Genomic DNA, 24,138 nt, shown 5'->3' with positions numbered 1-24,138 from the left:
TTCCGGCGTTTCCGCGTCCCCGCGCTCGCCGGTGCCCCGTCTCTCCGGTGCCGCCCCCGCGCCCCGGCGCCACCCGCGCCCCCGTGCCCGGTCGGTGGCAGAAAAGGTGGGAAACAGGTCATTGCTGCCGTCCGGGGCCGCTGACAGGCTGGCCGCATGAGAGCGCGCAGCGTGGTCGTCGTCCTCTACGACGGCGTGCAGAGCCTGGACGTCACCGGCCCGGTGGAGGTGTTCGCGGGGGCGGGCGCGGCCACCCGGCAGCCGGGGGCGGCGTACCGGGTGACCACGGCCTCTCCCGGCGGTCGGCCGGTGCGCAGCGGCAGCGGGCTGCGCCTGCTGCCGGACGCGGACCTGGCCGAGATCGGGCCGGTGCACACCTTGCTGGTTCCCGGCGGGGAGCCCTTCGAGGACCCGGAGGGCGTCCTGGTCGAACGGATCCGGGAGCTGGCCCGCCGGGCCGAGCGGGTGGTGTCGGTGTGCACCGGGGCCTTCCTGCTCGCCGAAGCCGGACTGCTGTCCGGTCGCCGGGCGACCACCCACTGGGCGTACTGCGAGGAGCTGGCCCGGCGGTTCCCGGACGTGACCGTCGACCCGGATCCGATCCACGTCCGGGACGGGCACGTCGCCACCTCGGCCGGGGTCACCGCCGGGATCGACCTGGCGCTGGCCCTGGTCGAGGAGGACTTCGGGCGGGACACCGCCCTGCTGATCGCCCGTCACCTGGTGGTCTTCCTGCGGCGGCCGGGCAACCAGGCCCAGTTCAGCACCCAGCTGGCCGCCCAGGTGGCGGCCCGGCAGCCGCTGCGCGAGGTCCAGCGGTGGATCGCCGAGCACCCGGAGGCCGACCTGTCGGTCGAGGCGCTGGCCCACCGGTCGGCGCTCTCGCCGCGGCACTTCGCCCGGGCCTTCGCCGCCGAGGTGGGGGTGCCCCCGGGCCGGTACGTGGACGGGGTCCGGCTGGAGGCCGCCCGGCGGCTGCTGGAGGACACCGACGACGGCATCGAGGAGATCGCCCGCTCCTGCGGCTACGGCACCCCGGAGGCGATGCGGCGCGCCTTCGTCCGGTCCCTGGCCGCCCCGCCCGCCGAGTACCGACGCCGCTTCCGTTCCGCACCCGCTGGAGGTCACTGATGCGCATCGCCGTCCTGCTCTACCCCGACTTCACCACCCTGGACGCGGTCGGCCCGTACGAGGTGCTGTCCCGGATCCCCGGCGCCGAGGTGGTGTTCACCGCCGCCGGGCGCGGGCCGGTCCGCAACGACCTGACCAGCCTGGCGATCACCGCGGACGCCGCCCTGGACGAGGTGGACTCGGCCGACCTGCTGCTGGTGCCCGGCGGGCCCGGCACCGAGGCGCAGCTGACCGATGAGGCGGTGCTCGACTGGGTGCGCCGGATCGACGCGACCACCACCTGGACCACCTCGGTCTGCTCCGGCTCGCTGCTGCTGGGCGCGGCCGGGCTGCTCAGGGGCCGCCGGGCCACCAGCCACTGGGGCGTGCTGGATCAGCTCCCCCGGTTCGGCGCCGAGCCGACCGGCAGCGAGCGGATCGTGGTCGACGGCAAGTACGCCACCGCGGCCGGGGTCTCGGCCGGGATCGACCTCGCGCTGACGCTGACCGGTCTGATCGCCGGGGACGAGACCGCGCAGGCGATCCAGCTGCTCATCGAGTACGACCCCCAGCCGCCGTACGCGGCCGGTTCGCTGGCGAAGGCGTCCCCGGAGGTCGTGGCGGGGGCGCACCGGCTGCTTCAGGGCTGACGGCGGACCGCCGGGAAGCCGTGGCGGCGGGCGGCGAGGGTTAGCGCGAGGACGGACAGCAGCAGGGCGAGCACCGTCCAGGGCAGGGCGCCGGTGCCGAGCCGGCCGAGCACCAAGCCGCCGGCCAGCCCGCCGCCCGCCATCGCGGCGTTCCACAGGGTGACCAGCATCGCCTGGGCGGCGTCCGCCCGTTCGCCGCCCGCGTCGCCGACGGCGGTCTGCAGCAGGGTCGGCACGCCGCCCCAGCCCAGGCCCCAGAGCAGGGCGGCCGGGTACACCAGCGGCGCGCTGTGCGACCCGAGGCCGAGCAGGGTCGCGGTCACCGCGACCAGCAGCGCGCCGCCGATCGTCAACTGCCGCAGCCTGCGGTGGATGTGGGCGCCGACGAGCCAGACGCCCGCGAGCGAGGCCAGTCCGAAGACCAGCAGGACGGAGTCGGCGGACCCGCCGAGCCCGGCCCGGTCGAGGAAGGGCGTGACGTAGGTGAACAGGATGGTGTGGGCGAGCACGAAGAGCACCGTCACGGCGAGCACCGGCACCACCCCGGGGACGCCGAGCGCACTGCGCACCGGGGCGCGCCCGCCCCCGGGCCGGCCGGACTGCTCGGGAAGCAGGGCCGCGATCCAGCCGATCACGCCGAGCGCCAGTGCCGTCATGGCCAGGAAGGGCACCCACCAGGCGAGCACCTGACCGAGGAAGGTGCCGATCGGCACTCCCAGGGACAGCGCCACCGGCACTCCCGCCATCGCCACCGCCATGGCCCGCCCCTGCTGGTCGACCGGCACCAGCCGCCGCGCGTACCCGGCCAGCAGCGCCCAGGCCAGGCCGGCCGCGACGCCCGCGAGGAAGCGGGCCGCCAGGGTGAGCGGGTAGCTGGTGGAGGCCGCGGTGACGGTGTTGGCCAGCGCGAAGCCGGCCATCGCGGTAAGCAGCAGCCGCTTGCGGCCCCAGCCGGCGGTGGCGGCGGTGAGCGGGATCGCGGTGGCGGCGGTGCCGATCGCGTAGACCGTGACGGCCTGCCCGGTGGCGGATTCGCCGACGCCGAGGGCGTCGCTCATCCCGGGAAGCACACCGGCCGGCAGGGTCTCGGTGAGCGCCGTGACGAAGACGGCGGTGGCCAGGGCGAGCAGGGCGGGGAGCGGAAGCGCCTTGGGGGATACCGTGGTTGTGAGCTGTGTGGTCGCCATGGGGACCATGCTTGGACCTCACACCGGTGTCAGGTTCAAGCACGGTCCCCGACGTCGGGTCAGCGGCCGAAGTAGCCGTCGAAGTTCTTGGAGAACTCCCGCCCGCCGAACTGGTCCCAGTTGATCGACCAGGCCATCAGCCCGGCCAGGTTCGGCTGGGCACCCGAACGCGGCACGTACGCCCCGCAGTTGGTCAGTTTGGTGAGGCAGTCCAGCGCCTTGTCCACCTCGGCCGGGGCGACGTAGCCGTTGCCCGCGTTGGTGGTGGCCGGCATGCCGATGGCGACCTTGGAGGCGGGCAGCGGCGGGAACACGTTGTTGGTGTTGCCCGCGACCGGGAAGCCCTTGAGCAGCAGGTCGGTCATCGCGACGTGGAAGTCGGCGCCGCCCATCGAGTGGTACTGGTTGTCCAGGCCCATGACGGAGCCGGAGTTGTAGTCCTGGACGTGCAGCAGGGTGAGGTCGTCGCGCAGCGCGTGGATGACCGGCAGGTACGCCCCGGCGCGCGGGTCCTGACCGCCCCACGGGCCGGATCCGTAGTACTGGTAGCCGAGTTGGACGAAGAAGGTCTCCGGCGCCATGGTCAGCACGAAGCCGGGCCCGTACTTGGCCTTGAGGGTCTTCAGCGCCGAGATCAGGTTGACGACGACCGCGCTCTTCGGGTTCTTGAAGTCGGTGTCGCCGGTGTCGAGGGACAGCGAGTGTCCCTCGAAGTCGATGTCCAGGCCGTCCAGGCCCCACTTGTCGATGATCGCCGAGACCGAGCTCACGAAGGTGTCCCGGGCGGCGGCGGTGGTCAGCTGGACCTGGCCGTTCTGGCCGCCGATCGAGATCAGCACCTTCTTGCCCCGGGCGCGCCTGGCGGCGATGGCGGCCTTGAAGTCGGCGTCGGACTCGACGGTCGGGCAGTCGGTGGCCGAGCAGCGGTTGAAGCGGATGTCGCCGGAGGTCGGGGAGGTGGGCTCGCCGAAGGAGAGGTCGATGATGTCCCAGGAGTTGGGGACGTCGGCCATCCGGGTGTAGCCGGCGCCGTTGGCGAAGCTGGCGTGGAGGTAGCCGACGAGGGTGTGGCTGCCGGAGGGGGTCCCCGTCGGGGTGCCGGTGGGCGTGCCCGTGGGTGTCGGCGTGGGCGTGGGCGTGCCGGTCGGGGTCGGGGTCGGGCTGGGGGCGCCCGGGCCGTCCAGCGAGACGTCGTCCGCGTAGTAGGTGCCCTGCCCGTACCAGCCGTGGGTGTAGACGGTCGCGCTGGTCTGGGTGGCGCCGGTGGTGAAGCTGACGCTGAGCTTCTGGTACGCGCCGCCGGTGCCGGGTGTCCAGGTGCTGGGGCCGCCGCCGTCGACGCCCAGGTAGACGTACGAGCCGTTGACCCAGGCGCTCAGCGTGTAGGTGGTGCCGGGCGCGACGGTGACGGTCTGGGCGCACTGCGCGGTGTCGCCCGCGGTGGCCGCGGCGGCGAGCGCGTGGCTGCCGCCGTGCACCGGGCCGGTGACGACGCTGCCGGAGCCGCCGGAGCAGCTCCAGGGGCCGAGCGAGCCGGACTCGAAGCCGCCGTTGACCAGGAACTCCCCGGCCGAGGCGGCGGGCGCCAGGCCCAGGGTGACGCCGACCAGGGTGGCGGCGGCGGCGGATGCGGTGCCGGCGGCGAGCGCGGCACGGCGGTGTCCGTGCACGGTGGGATTGCGCATGCGGGTGCTCCTGCGGTGGCGCGGTCGTGGGGGACGTCCGAGGGCACGCCGGAGCACGCGCCAGTGGGGGGAACGGCCCGGCCTGGCACCCAAGTTGGACTAGACCACTGAAGTGGATCCGCCCGCGCACTGTCAATGGTCCAGACCGGTTCCCGGCTCCTCCGGTTGCCGGGGGTGACACCCCGTCGAAGGATGGAGGGGTGACTTCGCCCGGCTACCTCCGCCACCCCCACCTGCACGGCGGCCTGCTCACCTTCACCGCCGAGGACGACGTCTGGCTCGCCCCGCTGGACGCCGACGGCGCCGCCACGGGCCGCGCCTGGCGGGTGGGCTGCGACCGCACCCGGGTCAGCAACCCCCGGTTCTCCCCGGACGGCACCACCCTCGCCTGGACCAGCTGGCTCGGCCTGACCCCCGAGGTGTGGACCGCCCCGGTCGAGGGCGGCGAGGCCCAGCGGCTCAGCTACTGGGGCAACCAGGACACCCGGGTGCGCGGCTGGCTACCGGACGGCGAGGTGCTGGCCGTCACCTCCTTCCACGAGCCCTTCGGCCACTACACCTGGGCGCACGCCCTGCCCGTCGACGGCTCCCCCGGCCGCCGGATGCCCTGGGGGCCGGTCGGCGACGCCCAGATGAGCCGGGAGCGGACCGTCCTGCTCACCGGCTCCGCCCCGCACGAACCCGCCGCCTGGAAGCGCTACCGCGGCGGCGCGATCGGCCGGCTCTGGGCGGACGGCGAACTGATCCTGCCCGAGCACACCGGGCACCTCGCCTCCCCCATGCCGGTCGGCGACCGGATCGCCTTCCTCTCCGACCACGAGGGCATCGGCAACCTCTACTCCTGCCGCCCCGACGGCACCGACCTGCGCCGGCACACCGACCACGCCTCCTACTACGCCCGCGAGGCCGCCACCGACGGCACCCGGATCGTCTACCAGCACGCCGGCGACCTCTGGCTGCTCGACGGACTGGACGCCCCCGCCCCGCGCCGGCTGCACGTCCCGCTCGGCGGCGCCCGGGCCGGCCGCCGCCCGTACCAGGTCAGTGCCGCCTCCCAGGTCAGGGACCTCGCCTGCGACCGGACCGGCCGGGCCGGGGTCGTCACCGTGCGCGGCAGCCAGTACTGGCTCACCCACAAGGACGGCCCGGCCCGCGCGCTCGCCGACACCCCCGGGGTGCGGACCCGGCTGCCGGTGGTGCTCGGGCACACCGGCGAGGCTGCCTGGATCACCGACGCCCTGGGCGCCGACGCCGTCGAGGTGATGCCGCTGCCGGGGCACGACGTCCCCGCCGAGCTCACCAGCGGGGCCCGGCACCACCACCGGGTGCTCGCCGCCGGGAAGCTCGGCCGGGTCCTGGAGCTCACCGCCTCCCCCGACGGCGCCCAGCTCGCCGTCACCGCCTCGGACGGGCGGCTGCTGCTGGTCTCCGCCGCCGACGGCGAGGTCCGCGAGCTCGCCGCCTCCGGCTACGGGCCGGTCACCAGCGCCCGGTTCTCCCCCGACTCGCACTGGATCGCCTGGTCCCAGCCGGCCGCCGGCCGCTCGCTGCGCCGGATCCGACTCACCCGCACCGACGCGTCCGCCCCGATCACCGACATCACCGACGGCCGCTTCGAGGACGAGCAGCCGGTGTTCACCCGGGACGGCCGCTACCTGGCCTTCCTGTCCTGGCGCGGTTTCGACCCGGTCCACGACGTGCACACCGGCGACCTCTCCTTCCCGGTCGGCTGCCGCCCGTACCTCGTGCCGCTCACCGCCGACACGCCCTCCCCGTTCTCCGCGCCCGCCGAGGACGGTGCCCCGCGCGGGGACGGCGGCGGCGACGGCACCGTCCGGGTCGACCCCCAGGGCATCGGCGACCGGCTGCTGCAGTTCCCGGTGATCGCCTCCAAGTACTCGGCCACCGACGCGGTGCGCGGCGGACTGCTCTGGCTGCGCTGGCCGATCTCCGGCACCCTCGGGCAGACCTTCGCCAGCCCCGAGGACACCTCCGGCCGCCCCTCGCTGGAGTACTTCGACCTGGCCCGGGGCAGCCGCACCACGCTGGTGGACAAGCTGGACGGCTACGCGGTCTCCGGGGACGGCGGCTCGATCGCGGTCTACTCGGCCGGGACGCTGCGGGTGATCCCGGTCGGCGCCCCCTCCGCCGGAACCGGCGTCGACCTGCGCCGGATCACCCACACCGTGCACCCGGCCGCCGAGTGGCGCCAGGCGTACCACGAGGCGGCCCGGATCGTCCGGGACCAGTTCTGGGACGAGCGGATGTCCGGCCTGGACTGGCCCGCACTGGTCGCCCAGTACGAGCCGCTGCTGGAACGCATCTGCTCACCCGACGACTTCGCCGACCTGCTGCGCGAACTCCTCGGCGAACTCGGCACCTCGCACGCCTACGTCACCCCCTCCCGGCGCGCCGAGGGCCCCACCCTCGCGCAGCAGCCGCTCGGGCTGCTCGCCGCCAACGCCCACCGCTCCCCCGACGGCCGCTGGCTGGTCGACCGGGTGCTGCCCGGCGAGTCCTCCGACCCGCGCGCCCGCGCCCCCCTCGCCGCCCAGGGCGTCCGGGACGGCGACGAGCTGCTGGAGGTGGGCGGTCGCCCGGTGGACCCGGTGCGCGGACCGCTGCCGCTGCTGGCCGGCACCGGCGGCACCACCGTCGAACTGGCCCTGCGCAGCGGCCCGGACGGCCCGGTGCGGCGGATCACCGTCACCCCGCTGACCGACGAGCGGGCCGTCCGCTACCAGCACTGGGTCGCCAAGCGCCGCTCCCTGGTGCGCGAGCTGAGCGACGGCCGGTGCGGCTACCTGCACATCCCGGACCTCGGCGGCTCCGGCTGGGCGCAGTTCAACCGGGACCTGCGGCGCGAGCTCGACAAGCCCGCGCTGGTGCTGGACGTACGCGGCAACGCCGGCGGCAACGTCTCCGAACTGGTCCTGGAGAAGCTCACCCGGCACGTTCTCGCCTGGGACTTCACCCGTGACCGCGAGCCCGTCCGCTGGCCCCGGCACGCGCTGCGCGGCCCTCTGGTGGCGCTCGCCGACGAGGCCACCAGTTCGGACGGGGACGTGATCATCGCGGCGATCAAGCTGCTCGGGCTCGGCCCGGTGATCGGCAACCGCACCTGGGGCGGGGTGGTCGGGATGACCGGACGGCACGCCCTGGGCGACGGCACCCAGATCTCGGTGCCGAAGAACGCCTCCTGGTTCAGCGGCGGGCTCGGCTGGTCGGTGGAGAACCGGGGCGTCGAGCCCGACGTGCACGTGCTGCGCACCCCGCGGGACTGGGCGCGGGGGCGCCATCCGGAACTGGTCACCGCCGTCCAGCTGGCCCTGGAGCTGCTGGAGGACATGCCCGCGGCGGCGCCCCCGCCGGAGTCCACGCCCCGGCCGGACCTGCGGCGCCCGCCGCTGCCGCCGCGGTCCGGGTGACGTACGGGACGGGCTCAGTCCCAGGGGTCTCCCTCGGCGGTCATGTTCTCTGCCGCGCGCCGGTCGGCCTCCTCCTGGGCGCGCCTCTCCTCGGTCTCCCGGGAGCGCTCGACGTCGTCACCGAACGCGTCGGCCGCCTCGTCGTGGGCGAGGGCGGCGCGCTGGGCCGGGCCCTCCCCCGCACTCCCGGGCTGCGGCGGCCGGTGGAACAACCTGTCCAAGATTCCCATGACTCCTCCTTGTACGAACGGAACGCTCTTGCGGACGAACCGACGGAATTCCGGGCTGCCCCCACTCTCACACCGGCCGTACACGGCTGCACCTTGAGCCTTTGGTCCCGGCGGAAGGCGCCGAAGGGCCGTAGCCGGAGGCGCCCGGCGGGCGGAGGGTGGGCGGTGCGGGGAACGCGTCGAAGGGCCGTGGTCGGGGGCGCCCGACAGGCGGAAGGTGGGCGGTGTGAGGAACTCGGCCGAGGAACTGCACAACGGGCCGCGCCGGCGGGTCGGCCCGCTGGCCGCGCTGGACGGGCGGCTGCCCGGCGTCCACGACCTGCTGCTGCTGCAGTGCCCCAGCTCGCTGCACCCGCTGACCGGCGGCGGGCTGCCGGACTGGGCCCGCACGGTCCTGCGGGCGCACCCGTGGGTGACCGTCGGCCGCGCGCCCGCCGTGGTCGGCACCCCGGTGGACGTTCCGCGGCCGCGGCACTGCACCCGGGACCCGGAGGCCGCACCCGAGCACTGGCTGCCGGTGACCGTACGCGGCCCGCGACCCGGCCAGCGGCTGGACGCCCTGGCCCCCTGGGCGGCGGTGGCCCGCACCCTGCGGCCCGAGCGGCTGGCCGAACGGCGGGCACGGCTCGCCCCCGAGCGGATCACCGACATACCGGCGCTGGCCCTGCTCCCGGAGGCCGGCCGGCTGGTCGCGGACCACCGCCTCGCCTGGGGCCCGATCGGCGCGGTCGGCTACGAACTGGGCACCGGCGTCCCGGTCGCCGGGCCGCTCAGCCCACTGCGGCTGGTGCTGCGGGCCCCGCACCCGATCAGCCGACGCGACGCACTGCAGCTGCGCCGGGCGCTGAGCAAGCTGCCGGTACCGGTGCAGGCCGAGCTGGAGACCCGCTACGGCGTGGTCCAGCTGGCCGAGTACGCGGCGGGCGTGCACACCTTCACCCTGCTGACGCCGTACGGGCCCCGCGAGGTCCACGATCCGTGGTTCCCGCGGGGCCCGTACGGCTGACCGGGGTGGTCGGGGTGGTCGGGCTCAGCCGCTGACGCTGGGCGCGCCCGTCTCCAGGTGGCCGGTGAAGCGCTGGGTCCAGCTGCTGTCGGCGTCCACCGTGACAGTGAAGTCGTACCAGCCGTTGTTGTACGCGACCGCGTTGAAGAAGTCGCTGGTGCTGCCGCCGGCCGGCACCTGGTACGTCCAGGGGCCGTCCGTCCGGTAGTTGCCGGAGGTGATGGTGAAGGTCATCGGGGTGCTGCCGGAGTTGGCCATCCGGAAGTAGACCGCCAGCTTGCCGCTGCCCGGCTCGACCGCGTAGGAGGCGGTGACGGCGGCGTTCCTGCCCGGCTGGGTGAGGTCGCCGGTGAAGCGGCGCAGGAAGCGGTTGGGACCGACCACGGTGAGGTCGTACTTGCCGTTGCCGAAGCCGTTGGTGCCGCAGTTGAAGAAGTCGGTGGCCGGGCTGCCGGAGGCGACGGTGTACTGCCAGGGGCCGCCGCTGCGGTAGGCGTTGGCGTAGGCGGCGAAGTGCGCGGGCCGGGCGGCGCCGTCGTTGGACATCTTCAGCCACACGTGCATGACGCCGCTGGCGTTGGTGTCCCAGTGGTCCAGGTTGGCGTTGGGCTGGTACGGCAGGGCGCGGGCCGGCCGGGTGCCGGGCTCCTGCGCGGGCAGCGCGTTGTTGCTCGGCGAGGGGTTGGGCAGCGGGCCGCAGGTGGACAGGCCGATGGTCCGGGAGGTGTCGGGCAGCGCGGGCATGCCGTACACCGGGTTGGCGAAGTCGAAGACCGAGGTGAGGTCGCCGCAGACCTGGCGGCGCCAGGCGCTGATGTTGGGGCTGGTGGCCGGCTTGCCGATGGCGGCCGTCCACACCTCCAGGAAGCGCAGCACCGAGGTGTGGTCGAAGGTCTCGGAGTTGACCCAGCCGCCGCGGCTCCACGGGGAGACGGCGATCAGCGGGACGCGGAAGCCGAGGCCGATGTTGGTGGAGTTGTAGAACTCGTCCGCGGTGCCGGCGGGCGCGGCCGGCGGCGGGACGTGGTCGAAGAAGCCGTCGTTCTCGTCGTAGTTGATCAGCAGGACGCTGGAGTTGAACACGTCGGGGTCCGCGTTCAGGGCGTCCATCACCAGGTGGACGAAGTGCGCGCCGTCCTGCGGGGTGGCGTAGGGGTGCTCCGAGGACTGCTGGTCGGCGACGATCCAGGAGACCTGCGGCAGGGTGCCGTTCAGCACGTCGGCCCTGATCGCGGCGGCGATGTCGTCCGGGGTCCGGCCGGTGACGGCGGGGACGGAGCCCATGCCCTTGACGGCGAGCGGGCTGCCGGCCGCGGCGCCGGTGAACTGGCTGAAGTAGGCGAGGGCGTTGTCGCCGAAGTTGTCGTTGGCGTTCTGGTAGACCTTCCAGCTGACGCCGGCCTTCTCCAGCGCCTCGGCGTAGGTCTGCCAGCGCAGGTTGGACTCGGATCCGCCGTCGTAGGCGGGGCCCCCGGCGGTGCCGCTGGGGTCGATCCAGCCCGACCAGTGGTAGGTGCGGTTGGGGCCGGTCGCGCTCAGCACCGAGCAGTGGTAGGCGTCGCAGACGGTCCAGTTGTCGGCCAGCGCGTAGTGGAACGGGATGTCGCCGCGCTGCAGGTAGCCGAGGGTGCGGACGGTGCCCTTGGCGGACACCCAGGAGTCCATCTTGCCGCCGTTCCAGGCCTTGTGCTGGTCGGACCAGGCGTGCGAGAGGTCGCCGTTGCACTGCGCCTGGGTCTCCGGGGAGCCGCCGGCGCCCGAGGGGTTGAAGGCCCACGGGTACTGCCGGGCGAACAGGCCGTTCGGCTGGTTGAAGACGCTGTAGCCGCCGGAGAGCTGGATGGTGGCCTTGTCGGCGAAGCCGCGCACGCCCTTGAGGGTGCCGAAGTAGTGGTCGAAGCTGCGGTTCTCCTGCATCAGGATCACCACGTGCTGCACGTCGGTGATGGTGCCGGTGGTGCTGAGCGTGGTGGTGGAGGCCGTCGCGGCGGCCGCGGTCCCCGCGGCGCCGGTGCCGGCCGCCGCGAGACCGGCCGCAGCCGCTCCGGACAGCGTGACGAACTTCCTACGACTCAACTCGGCCATCAGCCCGGTCCGTCCCTTCGCTGGCGATGTTGTGTACACAAGTCGGGGCTCATCGATCGCGGAGCAGTCTCCACCTCGGCCGGAGCGGGCCACCAGATGCGTGCAGCAGGGTTGTCGGACTGTTCGGCCGGGTGTCACCGAGCGACGCGGGGCTGAACGCCCGACGGATCCGCCGGGGAGGGACGGTGCAGGGTCAGCGGTCCTTGACCTCGATTCCCAGCGCATGGGCGAACTGCGGTGCCAGCTCCAGCAGTTGGGTCGAACTGATGACGGCTCCGCGCAGGCCCTGGTGGCCGTCCGCGAGGCCGAGCCGGGCGGCTCCGCGCAGGTCCGTCCCGCTCAGCACGGCCCCGCGCAGCCGGACCTCCTCCAACGTCGAGCCGGGGAAGGACACCCCGGTCAGCTTGGCCTCGCCGAAGTCCACGTCGCGCAGCAGGCAGTCCTCGAACACGACGTCCCGCAGCACGGCCGCCCGCAGGTTGACGGCCTCCAGCTTGCAGCCGCGGAACACCACCCGGCGCAGCGCGGAGCCGTACCCGGCGACCCCGGCCAGCACGCCGCCGAGGAAGGCGCTGTCCTGCCACTCGGTGTCGCTCAGGTCGCAGGCCACCCACCGCCCGGCCTGCACCCAGACCTCGTTGAACCGGGCCTGGCGCAACTTGACGCCGCTGAGCGAGACCCCGGTGAAGGCGCACTCCAGGAAGACGGCGCCGGCGGCCGACTCGTCGGTGTGCCCGCCGCCGTCGAAGTGCGTGGTGTCGTACCGGGCGTCGCTGCGCAGCGGACCTGCGTGGGGGCGCAGCAGCTCGGCGTACGGGAGGTCGGCGAGCTGCTCGGGGAAGGAACGGGGCATGACGGCGGCACCTCACGGGGCAGGGGGCGAACGGGTCGGGAGCGAGCGGGTCAGGGCGAACGGGTCTCGTCCGCATGCTCGCACGCGCCACCGACAGGGCCCCGGCCCGGCACGCCCCGGCCCGGCCGCTGCGGACGCGGCCGGGCCGGGGCGTTCGGCGGTGGCGGCGTCAGCCGCGCGCCCAGAGGGAGTTGACCCGGCTGCGCTCGGTGGCGTTCGGGTACGGGTTGGTGCAGGACGTGCCGGGGCCGCCGCCCGACATCAGCTCGCTGCACGGACCGGAGTAGTGGTCCGGGAGACCGAGCACGTGCCCGGTCTCGTGGGCCGTCACCCGGACCGAGTTGTACTGCCGGTTCTGCTGGTAGTCGAGGAAGACGTAGCCGCGCCCGTGCCCGTCGGTGCTGGCGTACGAGCCGCGGCTGTCGTTGCCCTCGTAGTAGCGGAAGTCGGCGGCCGAGCCGGCCCGCAGCTGGACGTTGCTGACCGAACTGTTCCAGATCTGGGCGGCGTTGGCGATCTGGGTGCGGAAGGACGGGGCGGAGCTGGCGTCGTAGGTGACCACGACGGTGGCCAGGCCCGGGTTGGCCGCCTGCTTGGCCTTGGCCGAGGCCATCACGGCCTGGAAGAACGCCTGGTTGTCCGCGGCCTCCTGGGCCGAACCGGCGTACGTCGAGGCGGTGTAGCCCTGCACGGCCGCTGCGGTCGGGGCCGCCGGGGCGGCGGCCGCGGTGGTGGGCAGCACGGCGAGGCCGGCCGCGAGGGCGAGGCCGAGGGTTGCGGACAGCACGGATCGCTTCATGTGGGGGCTCCTGAAGGGGTCCTGGAGGTGGGGGTCCGGTCCCCGGTGCCACGGCCGCTTGGGGTCGGCCTTGGGGGGACACCTGGTGACCGGGTGTCCCCAGAGCTTCGGGCAGCCCGGCGGCGGTGCGGATGATGTCAACCCGCGATAGCCCGGTGCAATGCCCCGGAACACTCCGGATTTGAGCCGTCTTTTACTCGTCTTGACTCGACCATGCCCCTGGTATTCCGTTCCGGGGGCGGCTAGGCTCCCGGTCGGGGAAGTACCCATGCGGCGACCCGCCCGTTTCCGGCCGGGCGGGCCGCCGCACCCGATTCGCCCAGGAGGCAGGTCAGTTGGCCGCCGCCACGCCGTTCACCCAGAGCGCGTCGACCTGGGCGCTCTCGTTGGCGTCGGGGTGCGCGTTGGTGCAGGACGGGCCGGGGCCGTGGCCCGACATCAGTTCGCTGCACGGGCCGGAGTAGTCGTCGGGCAGGCCGAGCACGTGGCCGGTCTCGTGGGCGACGATCCGGAGCGAGTAGTACTCCTGGGCCTGCTGGTGGTCGATGAAGATGTAGCCGTGTCCGTGTCCGTCGGTGCTGGCGTACGAGCCGCTGCCGTCGCCCTCGGTGTACGAGAAGTCGCCGGTGCCGCTGGTCTCCTGGAGCTGGACGTTGTGCACCGAGCTGTTCCAGATCTGCGCGGCGTTGGCGATGTCGCCGGTGAAGGAGGGCGCGTTGGTGGTGTCGTAGGTGACGGTGACGGTCTGCAGCCAGGGCTCGGCGGCCTGCCTGGCCCTGGCCGAGGCCATCACGGCCCGGAAGAAGGCCTGGTTGTCCGCGGCCTCCTCCTGCGGACCGGCGTGCGTCGAGCCGGAGTGGGCCCGGGCGGTGTGGGTCTGCACCGCCGGGGCCGCGGGCGCGGCGACGGCGGTGGCGGGCAGGGTCACGAGGGCGGCGGCGAGACCCAGGCCCAGGGTCGCGGACAGCACGGATCGCTTCATGTGGGGGCTCCGATTCGCGGTGCGCCCGCCGCCCGGGCCGGTGGGGGCCGGATCCGTCGGCAGTGGCGCGCGGTGGGGGCCGCCCCGGCCAGGCCGGGGCGGTGTGGTGCCCCTGAGCTTCGACCCGCCCGGGCCCGTGGCGGATGATGTCAACCGGCGATAGCCCGGCCGCATACGGCGGCGGTCCGTCGGCCGCGCGGAGACCCGGCCCCCCGCACGACCGCCCGCGCGGAGACGCGACCGCCCGCACGACCGCCCATATAAAGGCCCGGGCGGGCCGTCGGCGCGCCCGCGATCTCCTGTCATGTCCTTGGCGATGCGGTGCGCCGACGTCTATGCTCCCGTCGTGGAGCTGGACGTGAGACACCTGCGGGTGCTGTGCGCGATCGCCGACACCGGCAGCCTCCGCAAGGCCGCGCTCCAACTCGGCATGACCCAGCCCTCCCTCACCACCCAGCTGCACCGCATCGAACGGGCCATCGGCGGAACCCTGTTCACCCGCGAGCAGACCGGCAGCCGGCCCACCGCGCTCGGCCACTCCGTGCTGTCCCGGGCCCGGCCGGTGATCACCGAGATGGCCGCCCTGGTGGCCGCCGCCCGCCAGGAGGCCCGGGACACCACCGGACCCGGCCGCCAGCGCCGGCTGCGGATAGGCAGCGTCGGCAGCCGGGCGGTGGCCGCCTGGCTGCGCCGGGTGCACGAGCGGCTGCCGGACACCGACACCACCATCCACGTCGACGTCTCCGCCAGCGCGCTGCTGCGGATGGTCGCCGCCGACCAGCTGGACGTGGCCTTCGTGTACGAGTGCGAGGGCTTCCCGCTGCGCGTGCCGCCGGACGCCGAGCACCGGGTGCTGATGGCCCGTGAGCCGCAGTTCGTCGCGCTGGCCGCCGGGCACCCGGCCGCCGCCCGCCCGGTCGTCCACCTGTCCGACCTCGCCGAGGACACCTGGATGGTCGACCCGACCGCCGACCACGAGTACGCCGCGATGCGCCGGGTGTTCAGCGAGGCCGGGCTCAACCCCCGGGTGGTGCAGGTGCGGGACAACGCCACCGCCGCCGAGCTGGTCGCCTCCGGCGAGGCCGTCCGCCCCTGCCAGCCGACCTCGCTGCCCGGGCCCGGCACCGTGGTCCGCCCGGTGCACGGGGACCCGCTGGCCGTCCGGCTGCTGTTCACCTGGCGCCCCCGGGTGCTCAGCCAGCCCGCCCTGGACGCGCTGTACGGCGAACTGCGCGCCGCCTACCTGGATCTGGCCAAGGTCAACCCGGCCTACCTGGCCTGGCTGGCGCGGCACGAACCGGTGCTGCTGGAGCGGGTTCAGGCCTTCTGAGCCCCCGCGCCGCGGCCCTCCCGGACCGCCCGGCTCTCCCGGCCGTGGATCAGCACCCCCACCGCGACCATCAGCGCGCAGACCAGGCCCGCCGCCGGCACCCCGGATCCGCCCAGCGCGGTGCAGGCCAGCACCAGCACCGCCCCGGTCGGCGCCACCGACTGGGCGACCGGGCCGCGCTTGGTGTGCCGGGAGTGCAGGTACCAGACGGTGAACAGGTAGACCGCGGTCGGCACGGTGACCGTCGCGGTGGCGGCCGTCGCGGAGATCTCCGCCTTGTGCACGGCCGACTCCACCGCCACCTCCAGCCCGGTGCCGATCGCCGCCGCCGAGCCGAACACCAGGTAGTGCCCGTAGCCCCAGGCGAAGGCCTGCCGGTTGGAGCGCAGGTGCTCGTGGACGGGCCGGGCGAAGTAGATCCACCAGGCCGCGAAGCAGATCAGCAGTCCGCCGGCCGCCACCGGCACCAGCCGGCCCGGCTCCTCGTGCCCGTCCACCGCCGACTGCACCGCGACCGTCGCGGCGGCCACCGTCTCGCCGAGCACGATCAGGGTGAACAGCCCGTACCGCTCGGCGATGTGGTGCGGGTGCCAGGCGGTCTGCATCCGCAGTTCGGCGACCACCGGCACGGCCAGCTCGCACAGCACGCCGATCGGGACGACCACTGGGCGGGCGGCGTCCGGCAGCAGCAGCACGACCACCCAGCCGACCTGGCAGATCGTGATCCCCACCGCGTAGCGCAGCGCGACCCGGCGCGCCTCGCCCTGCTCGGCGGCCGCCGCGCGCAACCACTGGGTGACCATCGCCAGCCGCATCACCACGTACCCGGTGATCGCCAGCGCCAGGTCCTGGGTGGCGAACAGCCTCGGCACCCCGGCGGCGAGGATCAGCACGCCGGCGATCTGCACCAGCGTGGTGATCCGGTACGGCGCGTCGTCGCAGTCGTAGGCGGAGGCGAACCAGGTGAAGTTCATCCACGCCCACCAGATGGCGAAGAAGGCGAGCGCGTAGCCGCGCAGACCCTCGCCGTAGTGCCCGGCCGCGAGGGAGTGGGCGAGTTCGCGGCCGGCCTGGCCGACCGCGACCACGAAGCAGAGGTCGAAGAAGAGTTCCAGCGGGGTGGCGACCCGGTGCGGCTCGTCGCGGTCGCGCGGGACCATCCGGCGCACCGGGGGCGGGTCGACGTACTGCGCTCGGGGTGCCGCCGCCGCGGCGGGATCGCTGGTCATCGGTGCTGCTCCGGGGGGGGGAGGGGAGGGCGGGGGCGGGGCGGCGCGGCCCGGAGAGGGGTCGCCGTCCCGCATCCTGGCAGCGGCCCGGCCCGGGCGCACGCACCGGCGCGACGCGTGCACCGGCGCCCACACGGGCACGCGCACCAGTACGACAACTCCGTTCGAAGCCAGGCGCGATGCCTTCGTGTGCCCCTTTTCTCCTTGCCGTCAGCGAGAGTTGACGCCCCGGTGCGCGAAGTGGGTGACAGCACGGCGGGTTTCCGGGCGCGCCCCGCGCGCTGCACCGCGACCGGCCGCGATGCCCCGCTAGATTCTTCCCCGGTTGGAAGCGAGCGCGGGCCCCCGGCGGGGCCCCACGACACGGGCGGCCTGCGGGCAACGCGGAAGGTCAAGGCCGGTGGCAGGACAGCGGGGGCGGCGCGGTCGACCCACCCGTGTCCGCACCACCGGCCTCGTGATCACCGCGCTGCTCGCCAGCGCCTGCCGTGCGGTCGCCCTCGCCGCCTCGGCGGCCCGGGCTACTTCTCCCAGCCGATCTTGGCGTAGTCCGTGCTCCCCAGGCCGAACGCGCCCTCGTTCGCCAGGCCCTTGCGGGTCGCCACCACGACCGGCCGCTGGTAGAGCTCGACGGTGTGGCCGAGTTCCCAGATCTTCGCGTCCGCCTGGTTGTAGAGCTTCGCGGCCTCCGCCGGGTCGAGCGTGCCGGCGGCCTTCTTCAGCAGCGCGTCGATCTCGGGCGTGCCGAGTTTCGAGTAGTTGCCGAAGACGTTGTCGCCGACCGGCAGACGGAAGTTGGTGAGCGAGGTCGACAGCGGGAACGAGTCGGTGTTCCGCCAACTGGCGATCTCGAACTTGCCCGGGTTCACGTACTTGGTGAAGAAGTCGTTGGCGGGGACCTTGTCGAGGTCGACCTTCACCCCGGCGGCCAGCCACATCGCCGCCGCAGCAGTCGCCAGGTCCAACTGCGCCTGGGGGGTGGAGTCGTTGATCACCCAGTGCAGTTCCAGCTGCTGCCCGTCCTTGGTGCGCGGCTGACCGCTGCCCGCGTCCTTCCACCCCGCGTCGCCGAGCAGCTTCCTGGCCGCGGCCAGGTCGAACTTCGCCCACTCACCGGAGTTGTCCTGGTAGCCGGCCTGGTTGGGCATGAAGATGTGGTTGCCGAGCGCCTTGAACTCCACCGGCACGCCGTTGTTCGCGATCTTGATCAACGAGGACCGGTCGAGCGCCTTGCCGAGCGCCTGGCGGACCTTCTGGTCCGCCAGGGCCCCGCCCTGGCCGAACGAGATGTGCACGTCGTCCCACGGACTGGCGGCCCGGATGACGGCGTCCTTGGCGCCCTTGAGCTGCCCGTACGCGGCGGCGGTGCCGGCCGTGGCGAGGTCGATCTCGTTGTTGAGGAACGCCTGGGTCGTCGCCGACTGGGACATCACCCGGAAGGTGATCCGGTCGAGTTTGGCCTTCGTCCCCCACCACGCCGGGTCCGGGACCAGGGTCAGGGTCTGGGCGGTCTTGTCCGCCGTCCCGATCTTCAGCGCTCCCGCCGTGATCGGGATCTTGTCCACCCAGGCCTGGTTGAAGTCCTGGGCCGTACCGATGCCGGCCGCCGGGATCAGCGGGCGGAACAGGTTCTGCCAGTCGGCGTACGGCTCGGAGAAGGTCACCTTGACCTCGGTCGGGTCCGCGCCCTGCTCGACGGAGGAGATGAGCTCGTAGCCGGAGGAGTCGGCGATGTTGTAGCCGTCCTTCTTGCCGTTGCTGGCCTCCCAGTCCGCCTTGAAGTCGAGGTAGCCCAGCGGCTTGCCGTCCGACCACTTCGCCTTGGGATTGAGCTTGTAGGTGATCACCTGCGGTGAGGTCGAGGTGATCTTCGCCTCCTGGAGATAGTCGGCGACGGGCTGGAAGTTCCCGGAGGCGTCGGTGGTGAAGAGATCGGGCTCCAGCGCACGCATGATTTCGACCGCGTCGCCGTACCTGCCGTCCACCTGGAACGGGTTCCACTGGGTGATCCACTGGTACAGCGGCAGACGCACCTCCCCGCCGTCCTTGACCTGGTCCAACGGCTTGGCGTTGATGTCCTGGGAGTCCTGTCTCGGCGGCTCGCTCTTGGCCACGTCACCCGCCGAACCGCCCCCGCCCGAGGTGCACGCGGTGACCGCGAGCGCGACGGCGACGGCGAGGGCGGTCGCCCGACCGAGGCGGCGGGCCGTGGTGGAAGCGTCCATGAGGGTCCCCCTGGTGAGGTCTGTGGAACAGGAGTTGGGGCGCAGCAGGCATGACTTGGCTTGAGCATGGGCACTCAATCCGGCACCGAGCCAGAGGAACGTAACAGCGGATCAGATCCGCCACCAGGGGGAGGAGCGCACACCTGATCCAAAAGTCACGGGCCGCAACGCTGCCGCAACACCCCCGCCGTGCCGGGGTGCTTCACTCTGACCTGCGCTTTCCCCGACCCGCCCGTCCCGACCGCCGATTGACGCCCTGACCGGGCCCCGACCGAAGGCCACCACCCGATGCCCACCAGACGCGGCGGCCCCGTCCCCACCCCGGGCGGCCGTTGATGCTCCGCTACCTCACCAAGCGGCTCGGCTACTACGCGGCGCTGCTGATCGCCGCCGTCTTCCTGGCGTACGCGATCTCCGCGAGCGCCCTCCAGCCCCGCACCTACTTCGACGCCAAGGTCCCGCGCCCGTCGGCCGAGTCGGTCGAGCACCAGCTCACCTCACTCAACCTGAACGACCGGACACCGGTGCTGGTGCGCTTCGGCCACTGGACCGGCGGTCTGCTCCACGGCGACCTCGGCCGGACCATCCACGACACCCCGGTCTCCGACGACTTCGGCCGCCGGGTCTGGGTCTCGCTGCGGCTGATGCTGCTGGGCAGCCTGCTGGGCATGCTCCTCGGCGTGGCCGCCGGGGCGTGGAGCGCGGTGCGCCAGTACCGGATCTCAGACCGGCTGCTCACCGTGCTGTCCTTCGTGCTGCTCTCCACCCCGGTCTTCCTCGTCGCGCTGTTCCTCAAGAACGGCGCGATCGCCGCGAAGGACGCGGCCGGCCACGAGGTCGTCCCGTTCACCGGCTACGAGACCCCGGGACTGACCGGCGGACTCGGCGCCCACCTCGCCGACTGGGCGCTGCACCTCCTGCTGCCCACCGTCTCGCTCGCCCTCGGCGGCCTCGCCACCTACAGCCGCTACCAGCGCGGCACCATGCTCGACGTGCTCGGCTCCGACTACCTGCGCACCGCCGAGGCCAAGGGCCTCACCCGCCGCCGGGCCCTGCTCAAGCACGGGCTGCGCACCGCCGTGATCCCGATGTCGACCATGTTCGCCTACAGCTTCCTGGGCATCTTCACCGGCGCGATCTTCACCGAGACGATCTTCGGCTGGCACGGCATGGGCGAGTGGCTGATCCAGTCGATCAACGAACAGGACGTCAACTCCGTGGTGGCGATCAACCTGTTCACCGCCGTCGTCGTGCTCGCCTCCGGCTTCCTGGCCGACACCCTGCACGCCGCCCTCGACCCGCGCGTGCGGTCCTGACCGGAGTGAGCCGAGATGAGTGAGCCGAGATGACCGCCGTCGCCGCCGAACCCACCGACCCCGACTCCCCCGTCGGCCGCGCCGATCCCGCCGATCCCACCGGGCGGCCGAGGGCCACCGGGCGCGGACGGCTCGTCCTGGCCCGGCTGCTGGCCGCCCGCGGGGCCGTCGCCGGAGCCGTCCTGATCCTGCTGCTGTTCGCGCTCGCCTTCGGCGGTCCGTACCTGACGCCCTGGGACTACGCCGCCCCGGACTTCAGCGCGCTGCACCAACCCCCCTCCGCCGAGCACTGGTTCGGCACCAACGGGGTCGGCCAGGACGTGTTCGCGCAGACCGTCCGCGGCCTGCAGAAGTCGCTGATCATCGGCCTGCTGGTGGCACTGTTCTCCACCGTGCTGGCCTCCGTGGTGGGAGCCTGCGCCGGCTACTTCGGCGGTTGGGCCGACCGGGCGCTGATGTTCCTGGTCGACCTGCTGCTGGTCTTCCCCAGCTTCCTGATCATCACCATCGTCTCGTCGCGGCTGAAGAGCGCCGGCTGGATCGCCTTCGTGCTGCTGCTCGCCCTGTTCAACTGGATGATCACCGCGCGGGTGGTCCGCTCGATGACCCTCTCCCTGCGCGAGCGCGAATTCGTGCGTGCCGCACGGTTCATGGGCGTGCGGCCGCTGCGGATCATCAGCCGGCACATCCTGCCGAACGTCGCCTCCTTCCTGATCATCGACGCCACCATCGCGGTCGGCGGCGCGGTGATGAGCGAGACCGCGCTCTCCTACTTCGGCTTCGGGGTCAAGGCGCCGGACGTCTCGCTCGGCACCCTGCTCGCCGCCGGGACCAGCGAGGCCCCGGTGTTCCCGTGGATGTTCTACTTCGCGGCCGGACTGCTGGTGCTGTTCGTGCTCGCCGTCAACCTGGTCGGGGACGGGCTGCGCGACGCCCTCGACCCGACCGCCGGGGGCGCTCCCCGCCGCTCCCGCCGGTCCCCCCGCTCGCGTCGTTCGTGGAGGAAGCAGAAGTGACCACCGCCGTCGAGACCCCGCTGCTCGCCGTCCGGGACCTGCGGGTGGACTTCGTCGGACCGCACGGCCCGGTGCCCGCCGTGCGCGGGGTGGACCTCACCCTGCGGCGCGGCGAGACCCTCGGCATCGTCGGAGAGTCCGGCTCCGGGAAGTCCGTCACCGCACTGTCCGTGCTCGGGCTGCTGCCGGGCACCGCCCGGGTCGGCGGCTCGGTGCGGCTCGACGGCCGGGAGCTGGTCGGCCTGCCCGGCAGGGAACTCGCCGCGATCCGCGGCCGCAGGGTCGCCATGGTCTTCCAGGACCCGCTGTCCGCCTTCACCCCGGTCTACCGGATCGGCGACCAGATCGCCGAGGCGGTCCGGGTCCACCAGCCGGTCGACCGGGCCACCGCCCGCCGCCGGGCCGCCGAACTCCTCGACCTGGTCGGCATTCCGGCCCCCGACCGCGCCCTGGACAGCTTCCCCCACGAGTTCTCCGGCGGCATGCGCCAGCGCGCGATGATCGCCATGGCCATCGCCAACGAGCCCGACATCCTGCTCGCCGACGAGCCCACCACCGCCCTGGACGTCACCATCCAGGCCCAGGTGCTCGACGTGCTGCGCACCGCCCGGGAGGAGACCGGCGCGGCCCTCGTCCTGGTCAGCCACGACCTCGGGGTGATCGCCGGGGCGGCCGACCGGGTCGCCGTGATGTACGCGGGCCGGGTGGTCGAGACCGCCGGGGTGGACGAGCTGTTCGCGGCCCCGCGCCACCCGTACACGCTCGGCCTGATCGGCGCGTTGCCCCGGTTGGACGGGCACGGCGGTCCGCTCGTACCGATCCCCGGCGCCCCGGCGCCGATGTCCGAACTGCCGCCCGGCTGCCCGTTCGCCGCGCGGTGCCCGCTGGTGGAGGAGCGCTGCTCGGCGGCGGAGCCCGCGTTGAGCGGGGAGGACGGGCACCGGGCCGCGTGCGTGCGGTCGGCGGAGCTGGCCGGACGGCGGCCCGCGCCCAGCGAGGTGTACCCCGTGCCGGAGCTGCCGCCCGGGCCCTCCGGCGGCGACCGCGCCGGACGGGCGCCGGTGCTGTCGGTGAGCGGGCTCGGAAAAACGTTTCCGCTGCTCAAGGGCACGGTGTTCAAGCGCAAGGTCGGCGAGGTCTACGCGGTGGACGGCGTCGAGCTGGACCTCCGGGAGGGCGAGACCCTCGGCCTGGTCGGGGAGTCCGGCTCGGGCAAGTCCACCACGCTGTTCGAACTGCTGAAGCTGGGCGCCCCCGAGACCGGCCGGATCGAACTGCTCGGCCACGACACCGCGCGGCTCACCCGGGCCGAGGCCCAGCGGCTCCGGGCCGAGCTGCAGATCGTGTTCCAGGACCCGATGGCCAGCCTCGACCCCCGGATGCCGGTCGGCGACATCGTCGCCGAACCCCTGCGCGCCCAGCGCGCCCCGCGCGAGGAGATCGCCCGCCGGGTGCCCGAGCTGCTCCGCCAGGTCGGCCTCGATCCGGAGCACGCCGCCCGCTACCCGCACCAGTTCTCCGGCGGGCAGCGCCAGCGCATCTCCATCGCCCGGGCACTCGCCGTCCGGCCGAAACTGCTGGTCCTGGACGAACCGGTCTCCGCCCTGGACGTCTCGATCCAGGCCGGCGTGCTCAACCTGCTGCAACAGCTCAAGGCCGAACTCGGCCTGTCCTACCTGTTCGTCTCGCACGACCTCTCGGTGATCCGGCACCTCGCCGACCGGGTCAGCGTGATGTACCTCGGACGGACGGTCGAACAGGGCGAGGTCTCCGCCGTCTTCGACCACCCCCGCCACCCCTACACCCGGGCCCTGCTCTCCGCCGTCCCGCTGCCCGACCCGGCCGCCGAGCGCGCCCGCGACCGCATCCTGCTGGCCGGCGACCCGCCCTCCCCCACCGAGCGCCGCACCGGCTGCGCCTTCCGCACCCGCTGCCCGCTCTACGCCGGGCTCCGGGACACGGCGGCCCGGGAACTCTGCGAGCGGGAGCGGCCGACGCTGGACGACCGGGCGGGGGTGGACCACGGGTTGGAGGTGGACCACGGGGCGGCCTGCCACCACCCGCAGTGACCACGTGGCGTGATCGCCCGAATGCGATTCGGCGGATCGGGCCGGCGGCGTGTACTGTCTTCCACGTCAGCAGGCGCCGCTAGCTCAGTTGGTTAGAGCAGCTGACTCTTAATCAGCGGGTCCGGGGTTCGAGTCCCTGGCGGCGCACATGGCAAGGTCTCAGGCCGTCCACTCCGGTGGGCGGCCTGAGGCGTTTCCGAGGTGGGTAGGCCTCGGGTCGTGACTCCGTACCAGAGCCCCTCGCCGGGCGACAGCCGACCGCTGGCCGAGGAACTGCTGCTGCTCTGCGCCGAACCGACGCGCGGACTGCTGCGGATCCCCGGCACCACCTTCCCCACCGCGATCACGGGAGCCGTGCTCGCCGAACTGCAGCTCCGCGGCGCGATCACCGTCGAGGGCCGCCGGATCACCGGCTTCCATCCGCTGGGCGACCACGACGAGCTCGCCGCCCGGGTGCTGGCCGAACTGGAACGAGCGGGCAAGAACCGGCACCGGGCCACCCTGGACCACGTGCTCCGCAGGGTGCCGCACCGCACCGACCCCCAGTACTACCTGGACCGGCTGACCGGGCAGGGCGTGCTCACCGTCCGGACCCACCGCTTCCTCGGGCTGCCCTACCGCCGCTGGACCGCTGTGCCGCCGGACGCCGGGGCGCTGATCGCCGAGCGGGTCGCGGCGACACTGGCCCGGACCGCCGTCTCCGGCCCCACCAGCCCCGCGGAGGAGCGGGACCACCAGCTGGCCGGCCTGATCGGCGCGGTCCGGCTGGAGTACCGGATCTACCGGGGAACGGCGGGCACCCCGACCCGGCGCGCGGTGCGACGGCTGAGCCGGAGCCTGCCGGTCGCCCACGCCGTGAAGCAGGCGGTGGCGCGGCGGACGGCGGCGGCGAGCGGGTGACGTGACGGCCCGGCCCGTGTGCCGGCGCGTGTGGGTCC

Annotated in this window: 18 protein-coding genes and 1 tRNA gene; 10 read left to right on the top strand and 9 right to left on the bottom strand. The window is 73.5% G+C overall.

Annotation, left to right across the window (positions count from 1 at the left end):
- The first annotated feature begins 156 nt into the window (after nt 1-156).
- Nucleotides 157-1,131: a GlxA family transcriptional regulator gene (locus tag BOQ63_RS28725; RefSeq protein WP_072655192.1), complete on the top strand. Its 975-nt coding sequence runs from the start codon at nt 157-159 to the stop codon at nt 1,129-1,131.
- The gene (locus BOQ63_RS28720; protein ID WP_030556896.1) at nt 1,131-1,760 is read left to right on the top strand and encodes a DJ-1/PfpI family protein; all 630 of its coding nucleotides are present in this window, start codon (nt 1,131-1,133) and stop codon (nt 1,758-1,760) included. The genes BOQ63_RS28725 and BOQ63_RS28720 overlap by 1 nt, the downstream gene beginning before the upstream one ends.
- On the opposite strand, the gene BOQ63_RS28715 is transcribed toward BOQ63_RS28720, so the two are convergent.
- Both BOQ63_RS28715 and BOQ63_RS28710 read right to left on the bottom strand, forming a co-directional pair.
- Nucleotides 1,751-2,947 carry an MFS transporter gene (locus BOQ63_RS28715; protein WP_079184105.1) on the bottom strand — a complete coding sequence of 399 codons (1,197 nt, stop codon included), beginning with the start codon at nt 2,945-2,947 and terminating at the stop codon, nt 1,751-1,753. The two genes, BOQ63_RS28720 and BOQ63_RS28715, sit on opposite strands and share 10 nt — an antisense overlap.
- A gap of 59 nt (nt 2,948-3,006) precedes the next feature.
- Entirely contained in the window at nt 3,007-4,632 is a 1,626-nt protein-coding gene (locus BOQ63_RS28710) for a chitinase (RefSeq protein ID WP_072655190.1), read from the bottom strand.
- A 200-nt stretch (nt 4,633-4,832) separates the two neighbouring features.
- Between BOQ63_RS28710 and BOQ63_RS28705 the strand changes: the two genes are divergently transcribed.
- A complete protein-coding gene (locus BOQ63_RS28705; RefSeq protein WP_030290041.1) occupies nt 4,833-8,060 on the top strand; it encodes a S41 family peptidase in 3,228 nt (1,075 codons plus the stop codon).
- Nucleotides 8,061-8,074: 14 nt separating this feature from the next.
- Here the strand turns inward: BOQ63_RS28705 and BOQ63_RS28700 are convergent, their stop codons facing one another.
- Nucleotides 8,075-8,290, bottom strand: coding sequence for a hypothetical protein (locus BOQ63_RS28700; protein ID WP_030290042.1), 216 nt, complete (start codon nt 8,288-8,290; stop codon nt 8,075-8,077).
- Between the two features lie 226 nt (nt 8,291-8,516).
- On the opposite strand from BOQ63_RS28700, the gene BOQ63_RS28695 reads away from it, so the two are divergent.
- Nucleotides 8,517-9,296, top strand: coding sequence for a phosphoribosyl-dephospho-CoA transferase MdcG domain-containing protein (locus BOQ63_RS28695; protein WP_191093597.1), 780 nt, complete (start codon nt 8,517-8,519; stop codon nt 9,294-9,296).
- Nucleotides 9,297-9,320: 24 nt separating this feature from the next.
- On the opposite strand, the gene BOQ63_RS28690 is transcribed toward BOQ63_RS28695, so the two are convergent.
- The 4 genes from BOQ63_RS28690 to BOQ63_RS28675 all read right to left on the bottom strand — a co-directional run bounded on the left by BOQ63_RS28690 (nt 9,321) and on the right by BOQ63_RS28675 (nt 14,015).
- Entirely contained in the window at nt 9,321-11,381 is a 2,061-nt protein-coding gene (locus BOQ63_RS28690) for a phosphocholine-specific phospholipase C (RefSeq protein ID WP_030290044.1), read from the bottom strand.
- A gap of 193 nt (nt 11,382-11,574) precedes the next feature.
- Nucleotides 11,575-12,234: a pentapeptide repeat-containing protein gene (locus tag BOQ63_RS28685; protein ID WP_030290045.1), complete on the bottom strand. Its 660-nt coding sequence runs from the start codon at nt 12,232-12,234 to the stop codon at nt 11,575-11,577.
- A 169-nt stretch (nt 12,235-12,403) separates the two neighbouring features.
- On the bottom strand, nt 12,404-13,033 hold the full coding sequence (gene snpA, locus BOQ63_RS28680) for a snapalysin (protein WP_030290046.1): 630 nt from the start codon (nt 13,031-13,033) through the stop codon (nt 12,404-12,406).
- Between the two features lie 331 nt (nt 13,034-13,364).
- Complete coding sequence (locus BOQ63_RS28675) at nt 13,365-14,015, bottom strand: snapalysin family zinc-dependent metalloprotease (protein WP_030290048.1); 651 nt, start codon at nt 14,013-14,015, stop codon at nt 13,365-13,367.
- A gap of 316 nt (nt 14,016-14,331) precedes the next feature.
- On the opposite strand from BOQ63_RS28675, the gene BOQ63_RS28670 reads away from it, so the two are divergent.
- On the top strand, nt 14,332-15,345 hold the full coding sequence (locus tag BOQ63_RS28670; protein ID WP_030290049.1) for a LysR family transcriptional regulator: 1,014 nt from the start codon (nt 14,332-14,334) through the stop codon (nt 15,343-15,345).
- On the opposite strand, the gene BOQ63_RS28665 is transcribed toward BOQ63_RS28670, so the two are convergent.
- The gene (locus tag BOQ63_RS28665) at nt 15,333-16,574 is read right to left on the bottom strand and encodes a low temperature requirement protein A (protein WP_223886060.1); all 1,242 of its coding nucleotides are present in this window, start codon (nt 16,572-16,574) and stop codon (nt 15,333-15,335) included. The genes BOQ63_RS28670 and BOQ63_RS28665 overlap by 13 nt on opposite strands.
- A 521-nt stretch (nt 16,575-17,095) precedes the next feature.
- The gene (locus BOQ63_RS28660) at nt 17,096-18,799 is read right to left on the bottom strand and encodes an ABC transporter family substrate-binding protein (RefSeq protein ID WP_072655188.1); all 1,704 of its coding nucleotides are present in this window, start codon (nt 18,797-18,799) and stop codon (nt 17,096-17,098) included.
- A 335-nt stretch (nt 18,800-19,134) separates the two neighbouring features.
- Between BOQ63_RS28660 and BOQ63_RS28655 the strand changes: the two genes are divergently transcribed.
- The 5 genes from BOQ63_RS28655 to BOQ63_RS28635 all read left to right on the top strand — a co-directional run bounded on the left by BOQ63_RS28655 (nt 19,135) and on the right by BOQ63_RS28635 (nt 24,100).
- Nucleotides 19,135-20,115: an ABC transporter permease gene (locus BOQ63_RS28655; RefSeq protein ID WP_030290053.1), complete on the top strand. Its 981-nt coding sequence runs from the start codon at nt 19,135-19,137 to the stop codon at nt 20,113-20,115.
- 29 nt (nt 20,116-20,144) lie between these two features.
- A complete protein-coding gene (locus tag BOQ63_RS28650) occupies nt 20,145-21,131 on the top strand; it encodes an ABC transporter permease (protein WP_046386477.1) in 987 nt (328 codons plus the stop codon).
- Entirely contained in the window at nt 21,128-23,200 is a 2,073-nt protein-coding gene (locus BOQ63_RS28645; protein WP_030598336.1) for a dipeptide ABC transporter ATP-binding protein, read from the top strand. Before BOQ63_RS28650 ends, BOQ63_RS28645 begins: the two co-directional genes overlap by 4 nt.
- Before the next feature lie 73 nt (nt 23,201-23,273).
- A tRNA-Lys gene (locus tag BOQ63_RS28640) sits at nt 23,274-23,347 on the top strand.
- Between the two features lie 72 nt (nt 23,348-23,419).
- Nucleotides 23,420-24,100: a GOLPH3/VPS74 family protein gene (locus tag BOQ63_RS28635; RefSeq protein WP_051747276.1), complete on the top strand. Its 681-nt coding sequence runs from the start codon at nt 23,420-23,422 to the stop codon at nt 24,098-24,100.
- The last annotated feature ends 38 nt before the right edge of the window (nt 24,101-24,138 follow it).

This window comes from Streptomyces viridifaciens, assembly GCF_001888885.2.
Classification (GTDB): Bacteria; Actinomycetota; Actinomycetes; order Streptomycetales; family Streptomycetaceae; genus Kitasatospora; species Kitasatospora aureofaciens.
The sequence above is the reverse complement of the archived record's forward strand: the minus strand, read 5'-3'. Positions and strand labels throughout refer to the sequence as shown.

Bases quoted from the DNA above. Each gene is read 5' to 3' on its own strand.
- BOQ63_RS28715 (WP_079184105.1), bottom strand. From the start codon at position 2,947: ATGGCGACCACACAGCTCACAACCACGGTATCCCCCAAGGCGCTTCCG.
- BOQ63_RS28665 (WP_223886060.1), bottom strand. From the start codon at position 16,574: ATGACCAGCGATCCCGCCGCGGCGGCGGCACCCCGAGCGCAGTACGTC.
- BOQ63_RS28660 (WP_072655188.1), bottom strand. From the start codon at position 18,799: ATGGACGCTTCCACCACGGCCCGCCGCCTCGGTCGGGCGACCGCCCTC.
- BOQ63_RS28675 (WP_030290048.1), bottom strand. From the start codon at position 14,015: ATGAAGCGATCCGTGCTGTCCGCGACCCTGGGCCTGGGTCTCGCCGCC.
- BOQ63_RS28690 (WP_030290044.1), bottom strand. From the start codon at position 11,381: ATGGCCGAGTTGAGTCGTAGGAAGTTCGTCACGCTGTCCGGAGCGGCT.
- BOQ63_RS28700 (WP_030290042.1), bottom strand. From the start codon at position 8,290: ATGGGAATCTTGGACAGGTTGTTCCACCGGCCGCCGCAGCCCGGGAGT.
- BOQ63_RS28685 (WP_030290045.1), bottom strand. From the start codon at position 12,234: ATGCCCCGTTCCTTCCCCGAGCAGCTCGCCGACCTCCCGTACGCCGAG.
- BOQ63_RS28720 (WP_030556896.1), top strand. From the start codon at position 1,131: ATGCGCATCGCCGTCCTGCTCTACCCCGACTTCACCACCCTGGACGCG.
- BOQ63_RS28670 (WP_030290049.1), top strand. From the start codon at position 14,332: ATGCGGTGCGCCGACGTCTATGCTCCCGTCGTGGAGCTGGACGTGAGA.
- BOQ63_RS28710 (WP_072655190.1), bottom strand. From the start codon at position 4,632: ATGCGCAATCCCACCGTGCACGGACACCGCCGTGCCGCGCTCGCCGCC.
- BOQ63_RS28725 (WP_072655192.1), top strand. From the start codon at position 157: ATGAGAGCGCGCAGCGTGGTCGTCGTCCTCTACGACGGCGTGCAGAGC.
- BOQ63_RS28655 (WP_030290053.1), top strand. From the start codon at position 19,135: ATGCTCCGCTACCTCACCAAGCGGCTCGGCTACTACGCGGCGCTGCTG.
- BOQ63_RS28650 (WP_046386477.1), top strand. From the start codon at position 20,145: ATGACCGCCGTCGCCGCCGAACCCACCGACCCCGACTCCCCCGTCGGC.
- snpA (WP_030290046.1), bottom strand. From the start codon at position 13,033: ATGAAGCGATCCGTGCTGTCCGCAACCCTCGGCCTCGCCCTCGCGGCC.